The 14,922-nt window shown below is 58.7% G+C and carries 15 protein-coding genes and 1 riboswitch; of the genes, 7 read left to right on the top strand and 8 right to left on the bottom strand.

What is annotated here, in order from left to right; all coding sequences use genetic code 11:
- Window positions 1-37 precede the first annotated feature (37 nt).
- From AACY02_RS00640 to ahcY, 3 genes are all read right to left on the bottom strand, one after another.
- Window positions 38-850: a substrate-binding periplasmic protein gene (locus AACY02_RS00640; protein WP_339430317.1), complete on the bottom strand. Its 813-nt coding sequence runs from the start codon at window positions 848-850 to the stop codon at window positions 38-40.
- Between the two features lie 169 nt (window positions 851-1,019).
- Window positions 1,020-1,865, bottom strand: a complete 846-nt coding sequence (gene metF, locus AACY02_RS00635) for a methylenetetrahydrofolate reductase [NAD(P)H] (protein WP_339430316.1) — start codon at window positions 1,863-1,865, stop codon at window positions 1,020-1,022.
- A gap of 160 nt (window positions 1,866-2,025) precedes the next feature.
- Window positions 2,026-3,435 (bottom strand): adenosylhomocysteinase, encoded by a 1,410-nt coding sequence (gene ahcY / locus AACY02_RS00630; protein WP_221732352.1) that lies wholly within the window; start codon window positions 3,433-3,435, stop codon window positions 2,026-2,028.
- Window positions 3,436-3,458: 23 nt separating this feature from the next.
- Window positions 3,459-3,557, bottom strand: a riboswitch (S-adenosyl-L-homocysteine riboswitch).
- A gap of 197 nt (window positions 3,558-3,754) precedes the next feature.
- Here ahcY and AACY02_RS00625 point away from each other — a divergent pair.
- Together AACY02_RS00625 and AACY02_RS00620 are read left to right on the top strand one after the other, a co-directional pair.
- A complete protein-coding gene (locus tag AACY02_RS00625) occupies window positions 3,755-4,162 on the top strand; it encodes an acyl-CoA thioesterase (RefSeq protein WP_221732351.1) in 408 nt (135 codons plus the stop codon).
- 162 nt (window positions 4,163-4,324) lie between these two features.
- On the top strand, window positions 4,325-5,206 hold the full coding sequence (locus AACY02_RS00620) for a formate/nitrite transporter family protein (protein WP_339430315.1): 882 nt from the start codon (window positions 4,325-4,327) through the stop codon (window positions 5,204-5,206).
- Between the two features lie 11 nt (window positions 5,207-5,217).
- Here AACY02_RS00620 and AACY02_RS00615 read toward each other — a convergent pair whose 3' ends face one another.
- Window positions 5,218-6,078, bottom strand: a complete 861-nt coding sequence (locus AACY02_RS00615; protein WP_339430314.1) for a LysR substrate-binding domain-containing protein — start codon at window positions 6,076-6,078, stop codon at window positions 5,218-5,220.
- 111 nt (window positions 6,079-6,189) lie between these two features.
- Between AACY02_RS00615 and AACY02_RS00610 the strand changes: the two genes are divergently transcribed.
- Together AACY02_RS00610 and AACY02_RS00605 are read left to right on the top strand one after the other, a co-directional pair.
- Window positions 6,190-6,603: a VOC family protein gene (locus tag AACY02_RS00610; RefSeq protein WP_339430313.1), complete on the top strand. Its 414-nt coding sequence runs from the start codon at window positions 6,190-6,192 to the stop codon at window positions 6,601-6,603.
- A gap of 58 nt (window positions 6,604-6,661) precedes the next feature.
- Window positions 6,662-7,945 carry an amidase gene (locus tag AACY02_RS00605; protein WP_339430312.1) on the top strand — a complete coding sequence of 428 codons (1,284 nt, stop codon included), beginning with the start codon at window positions 6,662-6,664 and terminating at the stop codon, window positions 7,943-7,945.
- Window positions 7,946-8,028: 83 nt separating this feature from the next.
- Here AACY02_RS00605 and AACY02_RS00600 read toward each other — a convergent pair whose 3' ends face one another.
- Window positions 8,029-9,291, bottom strand: a complete 1,263-nt coding sequence (locus AACY02_RS00600; RefSeq protein ID WP_339430311.1) for a cation:proton antiporter — start codon at window positions 9,289-9,291, stop codon at window positions 8,029-8,031.
- A gap of 272 nt (window positions 9,292-9,563) precedes the next feature.
- Here AACY02_RS00600 and AACY02_RS00595 point away from each other — a divergent pair, with 272 nt between their 5' ends.
- Window positions 9,564-10,397 (top strand): EamA family transporter, encoded by an 834-nt coding sequence (locus tag AACY02_RS00595; protein WP_339430310.1) that lies wholly within the window; start codon window positions 9,564-9,566, stop codon window positions 10,395-10,397.
- 38 nt (window positions 10,398-10,435) lie between these two features.
- Window positions 10,436-10,819, top strand: coding sequence for an MAPEG family protein (locus tag AACY02_RS00590; protein ID WP_339430309.1), 384 nt, complete (start codon window positions 10,436-10,438; stop codon window positions 10,817-10,819).
- Window positions 10,820-10,917: 98 nt separating this feature from the next.
- On the opposite strand, the gene mltA is transcribed toward AACY02_RS00590, so the two are convergent.
- The gene (gene mltA, locus AACY02_RS00585) at window positions 10,918-12,102 is read right to left on the bottom strand and encodes a murein transglycosylase A (RefSeq protein ID WP_339430308.1); all 1,185 of its coding nucleotides are present in this window, start codon (window positions 12,100-12,102) and stop codon (window positions 10,918-10,920) included.
- Between the two features lie 128 nt (window positions 12,103-12,230).
- Here mltA and AACY02_RS00580 point away from each other — a divergent pair, with 128 nt between their 5' ends.
- Entirely contained in the window at window positions 12,231-12,680 is a 450-nt protein-coding gene (locus tag AACY02_RS00580) for a c-type cytochrome (RefSeq protein WP_339430307.1), read from the top strand.
- 62 nt (window positions 12,681-12,742) lie between these two features.
- On the opposite strand, the gene AACY02_RS00575 is transcribed toward AACY02_RS00580, so the two are convergent.
- Both AACY02_RS00575 and ligB read right to left on the bottom strand, forming a co-directional pair.
- On the bottom strand, window positions 12,743-13,138 hold the full coding sequence (locus AACY02_RS00575) for a DUF1090 domain-containing protein (RefSeq protein ID WP_339430306.1): 396 nt from the start codon (window positions 13,136-13,138) through the stop codon (window positions 12,743-12,745).
- Between the two features lie 97 nt (window positions 13,139-13,235).
- On the bottom strand, window positions 13,236-14,912 hold the full coding sequence (gene ligB, locus AACY02_RS00570) for an NAD-dependent DNA ligase LigB (protein ID WP_339430305.1): 1,677 nt from the start codon (window positions 14,910-14,912) through the stop codon (window positions 13,236-13,238).
- Window positions 14,913-14,922: the final 10 nt, after the last annotated feature.

Here is a 14,922-nt window from a genome sequence, read left to right as displayed (position 1 = left end):
GTGAGCCTGGCGGGAACGCCGGAGTATAACAGAGCAATCACTGCGCGCTGCTTTCCTGCTGCTCAACGGTTTTGCGGCTGGCCGAAGCAGAGCCCAACGGCGGGTCCTCGACAGGTGCCGCGCCATAGCGTGCGCTGAGTACGGCATAGGCCGGTTCTCGCTTGAACCGTTTGAGTTCTGCGCCGAAACGCTGCACCAGCAAATCCATCCCGGCATTGCGCCGAACCGCCAGAAACTGGCTCTGGCGGCTAATAACGGCAGGATTTTCACTGATCTGATCGCGCAGATTCAGCTCATCGAGCAAATGCTGGCCGACGCGGCGATCAGTGATCAACAAGTCGATACGACCGCGTACCAGCTTGCCGAAGTTGGCTTCGTGGGTGGGGGCCGGCTCACGGGTAAACAATGTTGATTCGCTGAAGTCGGGACTGTAGAGGTAGCCCGGCGAGGTGCCAATGGTCAGGCCCTTGAGTTGTTCGAGTTGGCTGAAAGGGTGCGGCCGGTCGTTGGCATAGAACATCACGAACTCGACGTCCGACAGCGGTTCGCTGGGATAGAGCAGGGTGGCGTCGCGCTCGTCGCTGTGAAAGATGTCCAGTGCGCCGTCGGCCTGGCCGGTTTCCAGCATCGACAGGCAACGCTTCCAGGGCAGGAATTGCCATTCGACTTCAATGCCCAGGCGCTTGAACACGATGGCCGTGGTTTCGAAGTCCAGCCCGAGTTTCTTGCCGTTCTCCTCGTACACGTACGGCGCCCATGGCTCGGTGACAATACGCAACTTCTCGCCTCGAGCGGCGAAGCTCAGGCAAGCAAAAACCAGCACTGCGAATAACTGCGTGATCAAAGGCATGGCCTGAGATTACGACGAGAAACACGAAAGAGCCAGAAAGTGCCTGCACAAGCTCTGTTTCGGGCCTTTAAAAGCAAAAGATCGCAGCCTTCGACAGCTCTTGAGAGCTGTCGAAGGCTGCGATCTCTTGATCTTGCTTTGCGGCTTTAGCGTGAAGCTTGCAACTGCTTCAACGCGGCAACTTCAGGTTATTCCAGATCGCCAGGCTAGGTTCGGCCTGGTTCATGGAATAGAAGTGCAGCCCCGGTGCGCCGCCCTGCAACAGGCGTTCGCACATCTCGCTGACGACGTGTTCGCCGAAGCGCTGAATGCTCTGGCTGTCATCGCCGTAGGCTTCCAGTTGCTTGCGGATCCAGCGCGGAATTTCCGCACCGCAGGCATCGGAGAAGCGCGCCAGTTTGCTGTAGTTGGTGATCGGCATGATCCCTGGAACCACCGGAATATCCACGCCCAGCGCCTGCAAACGGTCGACGAAGTAGAAGTAGCTGTCGGCGTTGAAGAAGTACTGGGTGATCGCGCTGTCGGCACCGGCGCGGGCCTTGCGCACGAAGTTGGCGAGATCGTCTTCGTAGTTGCGCGCTTGCGGATGCATCTCCGGGTAAGCAGCCACTTCGATGTGGAAATGATCACCGGTTTCTTCACGAATGAATTCAACCAGCTCATTGGCGTGACGCAGTTCACCGCTGGTCATGCCCATGCCGGACGGCAGGTCACCACGCAGGGCAACGATGCGCTTGATGCCGGCAACCTTGTACTCGTTCAGCAGGCCGCGCAGGTCGTCCTTGCTGTCGCCGACGCACGACAGGTGCGGTGCGGCCGGTACTTTGACTTCGCTTTCCAGTTGCAGAACGGTGTTGAGGGTGCGATCACGGGTCGAACCACCAGCGCCATAGGTGCAGGAGAAGAAATCGGGATTGTACGTTGCCAACTGACGGGCAACGTTGAGCAGCTTTTCATGCCCAGCATCGGTCTTGGTCGGGAAGAACTCGAAGCTGTAGCGACGGTCTTGGGACATGGGAAATACCCTTGGAAACACGAAGCCTGTGAGGCTTGCGCCGCCCATGTGGGAGCAGGTTTGCTCGCCAAAGCAGTGGGTCAGGCAACATCTGTGTTGAATGATGTACCGCTTTGGCGAGCAAGCCCGCTCCCACAGGGAGAGCAGGCCGCCGCGTCAATCAGTAGCGGTAAGCGTGCGGCTTGAACGGGCCTTCGACGGTGACGCCGATGTAGTCAGCCTGTTGCTTGGTCAGTTGAGTGACCACGCCACCGAAGCCGCGAACCATTTCCAGGGCCACTTCTTCGTCGAGTTTCTTCGGCAGGACTTCAACGGTCAGGCGCTCGGCTTTCTGGGCTGGCGACAAGTCGGCGTACTTCTGGCCGAACAGGAAGATCTGTGCCAGAACCTGGTTGGCGAACGAACCGTCCATGATGCGGCTCGGGTGACCGGTGGCGTTGCCCAGGTTCACCAGACGACCTTCGGCCAGCAGGATCAGGTAGTCGTCGTTCTGTGCGTCGAAAGCGCCCGAACCGGTACGGTGGATCTTGTGTACCTGTGGCTTCACTTCTTCCCATGCCCAGTTCTTGCGCATGAAAGCAGTGTCGATTTCGTTGTCGAAGTGACCGATGTTGCAGACAACAGCGCGCTTCTTCAGAGCTTTGAGCATGTTGGCGTCGCAAACGTTGACGTTACCGGTGGTGGTCACGATCAGGTCGATCTTGCCCAGCAGCGCTTTGTCGATGCTGGCTTCGGTGCCGTCGTTGATACCGTCGATGAACGGCGAAACCAGTTCGAAACCGTCCATGCAGGCTTGCATGGCGCAGATCGGGTCAACTTCGGAGACCTTGACGATCATGCCTTCCTGACGCAGGGACTGGGCCGAGCCCTTGCCCACGTCACCGTAACCGATGACCAGCGCTTGCTTGCCGGACAGCAGGTGGTCGGTACCGCGCTTGATCGCGTCGTTCAGGCTGTGACGGCAGCCGTACTTGTTGTCGTTCTTGGACTTGGTCACCGAGTCGTTGACGTTGATGGCCGGGATTTTCAGCTCGCCCTTGGCCAGCATGTCCAGCAGACGGTGTACGCCGGTGGTGGTTTCTTCGGTCACGCCGTGAACGCGATCCAGAACCTGCGGGTACTTGTCGTGCAGCAGTTGAGTCAGGTCGCCGCCGTCGTCGAGGATCATGTTGGCGTCCCATGGCTGGCCATCCTTCAGGATGGTCTGCTCCAGGCACCACTCGTACTCCTCTTCAGTTTCGCCTTTCCAGGCGAAAACCGGGATGCCGGCCGCAGCGATAGCGGCAGCGGCCTGATCCTGAGTCGAGAAGATGTTGCACGACGACCAGCGTACTTCGGCACCCAGGGCAACCAGGGTTTCGATCAGCACGGCAGTCTGAATGGTCATGTGGATGCAGCCGAGGATCTTGGCGCCTTTCAACGGCTGTTCGCCGGAGTATTTGCGACGCAGACCCATCAGGGCTGGCATTTCCGATTCGGCGATGATGGTTTCGCGACGGCCCCAGGCAGCCAGGGACATGTCGGCCACTTTGTAATCGTTAAAATCTGCAGGCGTGATAACAGCGCTCATGAAGAGCCTCCATTCGTAATGTATGCGAATGGGCGCCGTTGTGCGTTTAGTGTCTGGCCTGAGCCAGTCAACGCCCCATCCGAGCCTGACAGGTTGAACCTGCTGCAGCGCCCCTCGGACAGGTGGCGGGAAAACGGTAGCAAGTGAACGTTACCGTTTTGAAACGGGGGCGATTATAGCTGTCTAGACTGATCTTCCAAAGGCTTTCTGTCGGCCAAATGAAGATCGCCAATGGCGACCATAGTCGAAGGCTCATGGAGCATGACCGATCAGTCTGCCAAGATGGCGCCCATCTTTCGGCAAATGCTCAGGAGTGAACATGAATTTCCACACCCGCAAATGGGTAAAACCCGAAGACCTCAACCCCAACGGCACGCTGTTCGGCGGCAGCCTGTTGCGCTGGATCGACGAAGAAGCGGCGATTTACGCCATCGTCCAGTTGGGCAATCAGCGCGTGGTGACCAAGTACATCTCCGAAATCAACTTTGTCAGCGCCTCGCGTCAGGGCGACATCATTGAGCTGGGCATCACCGCCACCGAGTTCGGCCGCACCTCGATCACGCTCACGTGCGAAGTGCGCAACAAGATCAGCCGCAAGAGCATTCTCACCGTCGAGAAAATGGTCTTTGTGAACCTGGGGGAAGACGGCTTGCCGGCCCCGCATGGGCGGACCGAGATCAAGTACGTCAAAGACCAGTTCAAGGACGATGAACGGGTCACTCCGTAACATCGGCAGCGAGCAAGTCACGCTCCCGCAGTTTCAGCGCAGCCCCTGTGGGAGCGGGCTTGCCCGCGAGGGCGGTGTGGCAGGCGGCGAAGATTTTCCCGCCTACTGAACAGCCATGAGCGCCGGAGGTCGTAGCTAAAAGCCCCCACCGGTTCCGACGCTATGACAACCCCTACAGACGGCAAGACCCCTGACCTCTCGGCCAAAGAGCAAGACGATGTCAAGGAAAGCCAACCGCCCCGTGCGGCGGTGCTGCACGAAATCATTCGCTCCCAAGGTGATCATGAACTGGAGCGCAGCATCGCTGCGTTGTGGTGGTCGGCGCTGGCCGCCGGGCTGACCATGGGGTTGTCGCTCATGGCCATGGGCTTGCTCAACTCTCGCCTGCCCGACGGTGAAGCGTTCAAGGTGATTGCCAGCTTCGGCTACTGCGCCGGCTTCCTCGCGGTCATTCTCGCCCGCCAGCAACTGTTCACCGAAAACACCCTGACTGCCGTGTTGCCGGTGATGAGCAAACCCTCCCTGGCCAACTTTGCTCGTCTGATCCGCCTGTGGACAGTGGTGTTGGTCGGCAACTTGTGCGGCACCATTCTGGTGGCTTACGGAATGCTGGAACTGCCGATTTTCGATAACAACACGGACCTGGCCTTTCTCGAAATCGGTCGCAAGGTCATGGAAAACCAGCCAAGCCAGATGTTTGCCAAAGGCATCGTATCCGGCTGGATGATCGCCACCATGGTCTGGATGATTCCGTCCATGGAGAGCGCGAAGATCTGGATCATCATCCTCATCACTTACCTCATGGCGCTCGGCGATTTCACCCATATCGTGGTGGGTTCGGCAGAAGTGTCGTATCTGGTGTTTGCCGGCGAGTTGCCGTGGAGTGATTTCTGGATGGTGTTCGCAGGGCCGACGCTGGCCGGGAACATCATTGGCGGTAGCTTCATCTTCGCGCTGATCAGTCATGCGCAAATCCGTAGCGAAAGCCGGCCAGTGAAATCCGCCGCCCCTGACGACGCTTATGGCAAATCGAAGAAGGATTGAGTGCGGTCAGGCTAGGCGGTTGAAAGTGCCTTGCACAAAGCGCTCATCATGTTCGGCCGGTCAGTCTGAACATAGCTGATCAGCGCGATCTCTCGGTCATACCGATCATTGCCAACCCGGCTCACGGCACATTTATGGCCCCATTGTTCAAAGCCCGACCAATAAGGCACGAGGCTCACGCCAAGACCTCCAGTCACGAGCATGGCGATGGTCTCCAATGCATCCAGATCTACCAACGGCGTCGGTATCAATCCATGGTCCGCCAAATAATGTTCGGCATGCCGCCCACCCCACGAATCAGGATCGTAGCGGATGTACGGTTGGGTCATCAGTTGGGTCGGGATGCTATCGGCGCACTCTTGCTTCGACAGAAACACCAGAGGTTCCTTGCGTAGCGATACCGCCTGCAGGGCTTTAGGCAACTCAAACGGCGGAACGACGAGGATCGCAGCGTCCACTTCTCCCGAAAGAAGCGCTTGATACAACGACCGCGATGTTCCGGGCACGATGACCGGCGTGAGCCCCGGCGCCAACTCGGTCAGTGCTCGCAATGCCCCGGGTAGCAGCCCCGTGAGAACAGTAGAAACAGCGCCTATTCTCAACTGCCCGGTAAGCCCCCGCACGTCAGCATCTGCGGCCAGTAATTCGATTTCGCGAACGATGCGTTTAGCTCTGGGCAATAAACCAAGGCAGGCTTGACTCGGCTTGGCTGCGTGCCCGACGCGAGATAGCAGCTCAAAACCGAGTTGCCGTTCGAGCACGAGCACTCGCTGGCTGATCGCCGCTGCCGTCAACCCTTCGATGCGTGCGGCATGTGCTATGGAGCCTGATTCCACGACGGCGATGAGGCTCTTCAAGTAACGCGTATCCATAAGAAATACTTTCGATATCGAAAAAATTACATGCTATCTCTTTTGATATAAATCGCACAGTCTTCAACTCGCCAGTTATTTCCGTCTTCCGGCGACCTTCAGGAGCTACCTATGCAGTCTATTTTTCATGTTGCTATTCACGTCAGCGATCTGGAACTTTCCCGCCAGTTCTATGGTGAGTTGCTGGGATGTGAGGAAGGTCGTAGCACCGATACCTGGGTCGATTTCAATTTTTTCGGGCATCAATTGTCGTTGCATTTGGGAGAGCCCTTTAGGGTAACTAACACAGGGAAAGTAGGTGAGCACGACGTACCAATGCCCCATCTTGGCGTGATACTCGAGATGTCGGACTGGATTGTTTTAAAAGACCGTTTGATCAAAGGCCGAGTGAATTTTGTTCTGCCCCCCAGCATTCGTTTTCCAGGAGAGCCTGGTGAGCAAGCAACCATGTTTTTTCTGGATCCCGCCGCAAATCCTATCGAGATAAAAGGCTTCACTGACTTGCAGTCAGTTTTTGCCGCTTGAAGTTTCCATGTAGTGCACTCCCATCAAGTGCTTTTCGAAGGGAAGCCCAAGGAGCGATATGCAAACTTTTAATAACGCAGACGCCACTGCCATTTCGCACATGGTGCGTTCTGGTGTCGTGAGCGCAGAAACGGTCGCCGAGCACTTTCTTGAATGTGTCGAATCGCAAGAGCGAAGCATAAATGCGTTTGTGTCCTTCGACCCGGACAAGGTGCGCAGTCAAGCTTGCCAATTAAAAAACAGCGATGCGAAAGGCCTCCTGGCGGGTGTGCCCGTGGGGGTCAAAGACATCTTTGACACCCTGGATCATCCCACCCGTTTTTACTCCCCCATCTATGAGGACAACCGGCCTTCGCGTGACGCTCATGTCGTCGCGCTTCTGCGCCAGGCCGGAGCCGTCATCATGGGCAAGACCCATACCACCGAATTCGCTTACATGCATACCGGTCCAACCCGCAACCCACATGATCTTGACAGAACTCCAGGAAGTTCAAGTGCCGGTTCGGCAGCGGGAATGGCGGCAGGCTTTTTTCCAATCGCATTGGGCTCACAGACAGCCGGATCATTGATCAAGCCAGCATCCTATTGCGCACTGTATGCGTTCAAACCTTCGTATGGGTTGATTTCTCTAGAGGGGGTCAAACCCTTGGCGCCGAGCTTCGATACGGTGGGTTGGTATGGCCGCTCCGTGCGTGATCTGGAACTGATGGCTCAAGTCTTGATCCCCGGTTTGGCCAGGCGTGTTAATGATCGTCGTCTATGTAAGTTCGGCTTCTGTCGTACCGCCCGTTGGGATCAGGTCGACGAAGATGTGGCGCAATCACTGGACGCTGCTGTTGAAGAACTGAGATTGGCGGGACATCAAGTGAGCGAGGTGTTGCTGCCTGAGGAGTTTGCTGCGGTATTTGATGACCATCTGCTGATAAACGATTGCGAGGGCGCTCGTTCATTGGCCAAAGAACTGCAAGCGCATCCTGACAAACTAAGTGAAGAATTATTGGCCATGATCGAGCGCGCCAGTCTGACGACGTGGGAGCAAGAGTCAGCGGCAAAGAAGCGTTTGGCAACGTTGGCCACGGTGTTGGAACCGATATTCGAGCCTTTCGATGCCGTCCTGGGGGCAAGTTGTGGCATCGTCGCTCCGAAGGGCCTGGGCGCTACCGGACCTTCCGATTTCAGCAAATTCTGGATGGCGTTTGGCTTGCCTCAAATTAACCTCCCTCTGGTTCGCGATATCGGGGCGTTACCCGCAGGGCTTCAAATGATTGGAAGTTTTAGAGGCGACAGCATTCTGTTACACGCTGCCGAGCAGGTTGATGCGGTGCTGAGAGCTGCTGGTTAATACGTGGGCGCTGTGGCATCTGCTCGGGATGCTGAGCAGGCCGTCGCAGAGCGAGTGCTCTGCGAAGGTGCCTGATTGAGCTGTCAGTGTGCTGAATCGGCAGCGCTGACGTTCTGTGCACGGGTCACCCCGCGAACGACGCGGCCAATGGTCAGGCCCTGAAGCAGGATCGATGACAGCACCACGATGTAGGTGATGCTCAGCAGCAGATCACGCTCTTGCCCCAGTGGCAGCGACAGCGCCAGAGCCACCGAGACCCCGCCGCGCAACCCGCCCCACGTCAGCACTCGGATGGTACCGCGTGGCACGGTGCGCCAGCGCCGCAACAGCAGGATCGCTGGGGCCACGGTGAGCAAGCGCGACAGCAGGATCGCCACCGCCAGCAAGCTCGCCGCTGCTACGTGCAACCAGTTGAACGGCAGCAACAACAGCTCCATGCCGATCAGCGCGAACAGCAGGGCGTTGAGCATGTCATCGAGCAACTCCCAGAAGCCGTCGAGGTATTTGCGCGTCATGTCGTTCATCGCCAGGTTGCGGCCCAGGTTGCCGATGATCAGTCCGGCAACCACCATCGCAATCGGTGCCGAGACATGCAACTCACTGGCCATCGCCGAACCGCCGATCACCAGTGCCAAGGTCAGCATCACTTCGATCTGGTGCTGCTCGATGCTCTTGATCATCAGATAGACCAGATAACCGATCAGCCCACCGAACAGCACGCCGCCGATGGCTTCGTGAGCGAACAGCATGGCCGTGGCGCTGACGGTCGGGGTTTCGCCGAGTTGGGCAATGCCCAGCAGCACGGTGAACACCACGACGGCGGTGCCGTCGTTGAACAGCGACTCGCCGACGATGGTGGTTTTCAGTGGTTTTGAGGCATTGGCGGTACGCAATACACCGAGCACCGCGATCGGGTCGGTGGGCGAAATCAGCGCACCGAACAACAGGCAGTAGAGGAAACTCACGTGCCAGCCGAACAGCGCGAAAATATAGTAGGCAAGGCTGCCGATCAGCGTGGTAGCGATCAAGACACCAACGGTTGCCAACAGGCCGATAGGCCAGCGATAGCTGCGCAGGTCATTCAGATTGACGTGCAAGGCGCCGGCGAACAGCAGGAACGACAGCATCCAGTTCATCAGCAAATCGCCGAAGTCGATCTGGCCGATCAGTTGCTGCACACGCTCTTCGAGGCCGGGATAGCCGAGCACGCTGAGACCCTGTAGCAGCAAGGAAAACATCAGTGCGGTCACCATCACGCCGATGGTCGGCGGCAGGCCGATGAAGCGGAAGTTGACGAAGGTGAGCAGGGTGGTGAGGCAGATGAAAGCGGCTACGAGCTCGAGCATCCGGGGTCCTTGGGATGAGGTGTGGAAAGACAGCGCACCGATTCTTCAGTGCAAGGGTTGGATGGGCTGAATCAGGCTGGGGACACAGTGAGGTGTGATCCGATGAAGAGACCTTCACCCCGGCCCTCTCCCGGAGGGAAAGGAGCCGGTGCTGTTTATCAGTGTGCAATGGAGTGCGGCGTGATCGCTTGCGGTATAAACAGTTGCTGATATATCACGCATCCATAACCTGACTGACGGGTGCAGGGTCAACCACAAAAAAGGAGTGGGGTGTGCTGGCGACGGCTCTGGTGTTGATAGCGGCGCTGCTGCATGCGGCGTGGAATACCCTGATCAAATTCAGCGCCGAGCGGCTGCTGGTGGTGGCGTGCATGGACAGCGTGGCGCTGTTGTTTGTCGCTGTCGCGTTGCCCTTTGTGAGCTTGCCTCCCGCAGACATCTGGCCGTGGATTCTGGCTTCGGCAGCTTTTGAACTGCTGTATCGCTATCTGCTGATTCAGGCGTATCGGGTCGGCGACCTCGGGCTGGTCTATCCGCTGATGCGTGGTTTGTCGCCGCTGGTGGTGCTGGCGCTGACGCTGATCTTTGCCGGTGAGGAACTCTGCACTCAGCAGATATTCGGCATCATGCTGATTCCGTTCGGGATGGCATGCCTGCTGTGGCAGGGCGGCGGCGGTAAACATTTACCGTGGTCGATGCTGCCCGTGGTGGCGCTTATCGGCCTGTGCATTGGTTGCTACACCTACATCGATGGTCAAGCGTTGCGGCGCTGGTCGCATCCGCTGGATTACCTGGTCTGGGTCACGCTGCTCAGCGCCTGGCCATTTCCCTTGCTGGCGTGGGCCTCCAAGCGCTCGGCGTTCATACAGTTCTGGCGTGAGCAATGGAAGTTGGGGCTGGCGGTCGGGTTCTGCGTGTTGTTCAGCTACGCTCTGGTGCTGTGGGCGATGCAATTGGGCTCGATTGCCGAGGCAGCGGCGTTGCGCGAGATCAGCGTGATCCTGGTGGTGCTGTTCGGCATGCGTTATCTGAAAGAACCTTTCGGTCGGCCGCGGCTCTTAGCCTGTGGGCTGGTGCTGATCGGCATGCTGGTCATGAAGTTCTGACCGCCCGCAAACCCTATCACTCGAAAAAGGATGGCGTTATGACGGTGGCTTTATGGTGTGTGTTGATTGCGATCTTTTTGCCGTATGTGTGCACGATTGTGGCCAAGGTCTCGGGCGGTTTCAGGCTGAGCGACAATCATGATCCCCGGGATTTTCTCGACAGCGTCGGTGGCGTAGCCCGGCGGGCGCATGCGGCGCAGATGAACAGCTTTGAGGTGATGCCGGCGTTTGCGGCGGCGGTGATCGTTGCGCATCTGGTGGGCACGGCGCAGTTGGTGACGGTCAATGTGCTGGCGGTGCTGTTTATCACCAGTCGCCTGCTTTACATCATCTGCTATCTGGCGGACTGGGCGATTTTGCGGTCGCTGGTGTGGTTTGTCGGGATGGGATTGATTGCTTCGTTCTTCTTTGTGTCGATCTGATTCTGGGGTGTGGCTACTGGCTCTTCGCGAGCAGGCCCGCACCCACGGGGATGTATTCCAACTGTGGGAGCGGGCTTGCTCGCGAAAGCGCGAGTAACCTAAGGTTTGTTTTTGGCTGTGTCTGCCACCTGCGGCACTTGTGGCAACGCGACACCTTTGGGCCAGAGCATCCAGATCTGCCCCTGCTGCTTCATGTCCCCGGCCAGTTGCCCGGCTGCATCGCCAGTGCCCCAGAACAGATCTGCACGAACTTCGCCGGCAATCGCGCCGCCGGTATCCTGCGCCGCCACTGGCCGCACCAAAGCCGTGCCGTCCGGACGGGTGGTCGACAGCCACAACAGGCTGCCCAACGGAATGACCTTGCGATCTACCGCCGCGCTATAACCGGCCGTCAGTGGCACGTTCAACGACCCGCGCGGGCCTTCATTGCTGTCCGGGTTGCGCGTGAAGAACACGTAGCTCGGGTTGCTGGCCAGCAGTTCCGGGATGCGCGAAGGGTTGGCCTTGGCCCAGTTGCTGATCGCACCCATGGTGACGTCTTCTTTCTTCAACTCGCCTTGCTCGACCAGCCAGCGGCCGATTGGTCGGTACGGGTGACCGTTCTGGTCGGCGTAGGCGATACGCAGTTGTTTGCCGTCCGCCGTCTGTATCCGCCCGGAACCCTGGATCTGCAGGAATTGCAGATTCATCGGGTCGGTGAGGTAAGCCACCACGGGTGCTTTCACACCTTTGGATTCGATGGTTGCGGCATCGTCATACGGCTTGAGCACCCGGCCTTCGAGGCGACCGCGCAGACGCTTGCCCTTGAGTTCAGGATAAATGCTGTCGAGGGAGACGATGATCATGTCCTCCGGTACGCCGTACACCGGCACATTGGCCGTTTCGGTTGGCGTCAGGCTGCCGGGGTAGACCGGTTCGTAGTAACCGGTGATCAAGCCGTTGGGGTTGTCGTTCTCGGCGCGCAAGCCGAACACGTCGAGGTTCTGCTTGAGGAACGCGCGGATCTCCTTGGCGCTCTGCGAAACATTGGTCGCCGCTGCGCAGGTGGCGCCCCAGACCGGATCTGCCTTGAGTCGGGTGCAAGCGCTGCGCCACGAACCGAAACCGGCCACCAGATCGCTGTCGGACACGGCCGGCAATGCTTCCCACGTTGCGCTGGAGTAAGTGGCCAAGGCGTGGGTTTTCGGTTTGGCGTCGTCGCCGCCGGTACAACCAGCCAGCATTGCCAGCAGCGCAAGCGTTGCGATCAGCGGGTGACGCCAGGCTTTTAAACGGCTGTTCATGGAGTGATTCCTGTGCTGGCTGCCCGAGAGCTCCATGCGCTCAAGCAATCCGTATTTTTAATAGGGCTATTGGTGTTTGTCGGTGAGGCGAGGATACTGGCCGCCGAATTCCGTGACCTGAAGCCACCATGACTCTTAAAAGATTTTCTGTTGTATTGCTGGCCTGTCTGACCTTGTCCGCCTGCGGCGGTGTCGATCCGAATTCCCCGCTGGGTCAACGCAAAGCGATCTTCAAACAAATGCTCAAGACCAGTGAAAACCTGGGCGGCATGTTGCGTGGGCGCGTTCCGTTCGACGGACCGAAGTTCGCCGAAGGTGCCGTCAAGCTCGATGCGTTGTCCCATGAGCCCTGGAAGCATTTCCCGCAAGTTCGCGAAGAAGATCACACCAGCGCCAAGGACGATGTCTGGCAGAACCAGGCCCGTTTTCAGGAAATGGCCCGTACCCTTGAAGCGGCGACCGGTGAGCTGGTGATCGCCAGCCAGGTTCAGCCCTACAAGGCCAGTAACCTGGGGCCTGCGGTACAGAAAGTTGAAGATGCCTGCAGCGCTTGCCATAAAAAGTTTCGGGATCATTGATCTTTGTAGCCTGACGTCATCGCGGGCATGCTCGCGATGACGTCAGGCAGCTTGCCGGCTTCTTATTTATCGATTTCGTCCAGCGCTTCCTGCAATGCCTTGCGCGCCTCGGCCAGTTTGTCTTTGCGTTTGTTGATCTTCTCGGGATCGCCTTTCTTCATGGCTTTGTCCAGATCCGCCTGGCGCTTGCTGACGTCGTGTTTGGCATCGAGCACCTTGTTTTCGCGCTCTTTCTTCAGGCCGGCGTCGGTGCAATGTTCGGTGACTTCGCGCAGCGCCGTTTCCAGCCCTGTCTGCTGATCGGCATTGCCGCGCGACTTGGCCTGCTCGATCTGGTTCATGATGCCTTGCTTCTTGGCTGCGCAGCCGGTCAGGCCTGGAGCGTCTTCAGCGGCCATCACGGGGGCGGCCATCACACCGCAGAGGGTGAGCAGGGCGAGCGGTGCAAGAAATTTCATAAGAGCTCCATGTGCAAGGGCAATCGGGTCGGTTGGGCACTGCGCTGTTGGAGCGCCTCGGTGGCCGTTGGGTTCCCGGCGCGCCGGGTTTGCATGTTCAGAAACCGTCGATTCCGGCGGCGTGTAAGGTTTCGCTCAGTGCCTGCACCTGCGGTTCGCGGAAGAATGCGCTCAACTGCGCTGCGCGACCGGGGCCGATGCCGGGCTCTGCCTGCCATTGTGCGGTGTCGCGTTGTGCCAGCGCCTGCCATGAGTCAGCCAGTTGTGCCTGGCCGGTGGGCGGTAAGCCCAGCGCTTTGAGCCATCGTGCAAACGGTTGTTGCCGTGCACTGCGAAAACTGTCCATCAGGCGCACGCTGCTGCGTTCGCCAAAGCCGGCAATGTTAGCAAGCTCTGGCTCGTCGAGGGTCAACCAATCCAGCAGGTTGTTCAGACGGCCTGTTTCCAGAAGTTTCTCCCAAGTGCCCCGGCCGACCTGCGACATGGCCAGCCCCTGTTTGCCGCTGAGCCACGTCAAGCGAGCGAGAAACTGGGTTTCGCAGCCCGCTGTCGGTTGCCAACAGCTGAGTGCGTGAAATTCGCTGGAGTCGGGGATGTAAATGTCTGCGCGTTCGGTCGTGCGCAGCACAACACGGTCGAGGCGCGGAATCGTCAGCCCGGCGAGACTGATTGCCACCTGATCGCCGGGGCGAATGTCCAGTTCCTGCCAGCGTTTCAGAGAGCTGGCGCTGACCCGTTTGATCTCCCGGTCGTCGAGCATGACGGGTGTCAGTTCGAGTACGGGGGTGATGCGCCCGGTGCGGCCGATGTTGAAGTTGACCTTGCGCACGTCGGCCAACGCCTGAGCGAACGGATACTTCCAGGCGATGGCCCAGTAGGGTGCACGCGCCTGCCAGCGCTCGGCGGACGGCCGCTGGCTTTGGCGCAGAACGACGCCATCGCTGGCAAACGGCAGGGGCGAGCGGTACCAGTGATCGCGCCACTTCTGCGCGTCTGCGAGGTGGGCGACGGGATGGCTGTATCGCTCGGTCGAGGCGAAACCCAATGTCGCCAGGGTGGATGTTCGTTCGGCCAGATCCAAAGGCCCTTGCGGCCAGTCCCAGACGAACAGTCCGATCCCGGCGGCTTGCTCCGAACTCAGGGCTTTGCGGCCCATCAGTCCGGCGACGATTGCGCGGGCGTTGACGCTGCCGGCGCGTGCTTGCACATGCTCGCTCAGTCGCCAATAGAGTTCGCCTTGCACGAGCAAATCCAGCGGTTGCTTGAGTTGTTGGGGAATGGCGCCGATCTTGCGCGCCGATGCGGTCCAGTCCTGCCCGCTGATGCCGTCTCCCCGACTGATCGCCTGGTGCAAACGTCCGCCGCGATACATCAGCGTCACTGCAACGCCATCGACCTTGGGCTGTACCCAGACATCCTTGCGATCCCGAAGCCAGGCCTCAACGGCTTCGGCTTTATGAAGTTTGTCCAGGCCGGTATGGGCGACGGGGTGCGCCACTGTGCCAGAGGCTGTGCGCAAAGGCGCGGCAGTCAATGGCAAGTTGAAGCACTGGCGCCAATCGCTTAGTCGCAAGCGTGATTGGTCGTAGAGTTCGTCGGCAATCAATGAACGGCCTTGGCGGTGATAGGCGTCGTCCCATTGGTCGATCTGGTTTTGCAGGGTAGTGATTTCGCGTTGGGCTTGGGCCGGTGGCCAGTTCGGGCATTCGGCTTGGGCGTTGAAACTGTGGAGCGTCAGCAGAAAAGTCATCAACAGGCGCAGTGTGGCAAACATCGTGAGCGTC

The sequence above is a fragment of the Pseudomonas sp. EA_65y_Pfl2_P78 genome (genome assembly GCF_963970495.1).
Lineage (GTDB): Bacteria > Pseudomonadota > Gammaproteobacteria > Pseudomonadales > Pseudomonadaceae > Aquipseudomonas > Aquipseudomonas baetica_A.
Note: the sequence above shows the minus strand (reverse complement) of the source record. Positions and strands in the feature narration are given on the sequence as shown.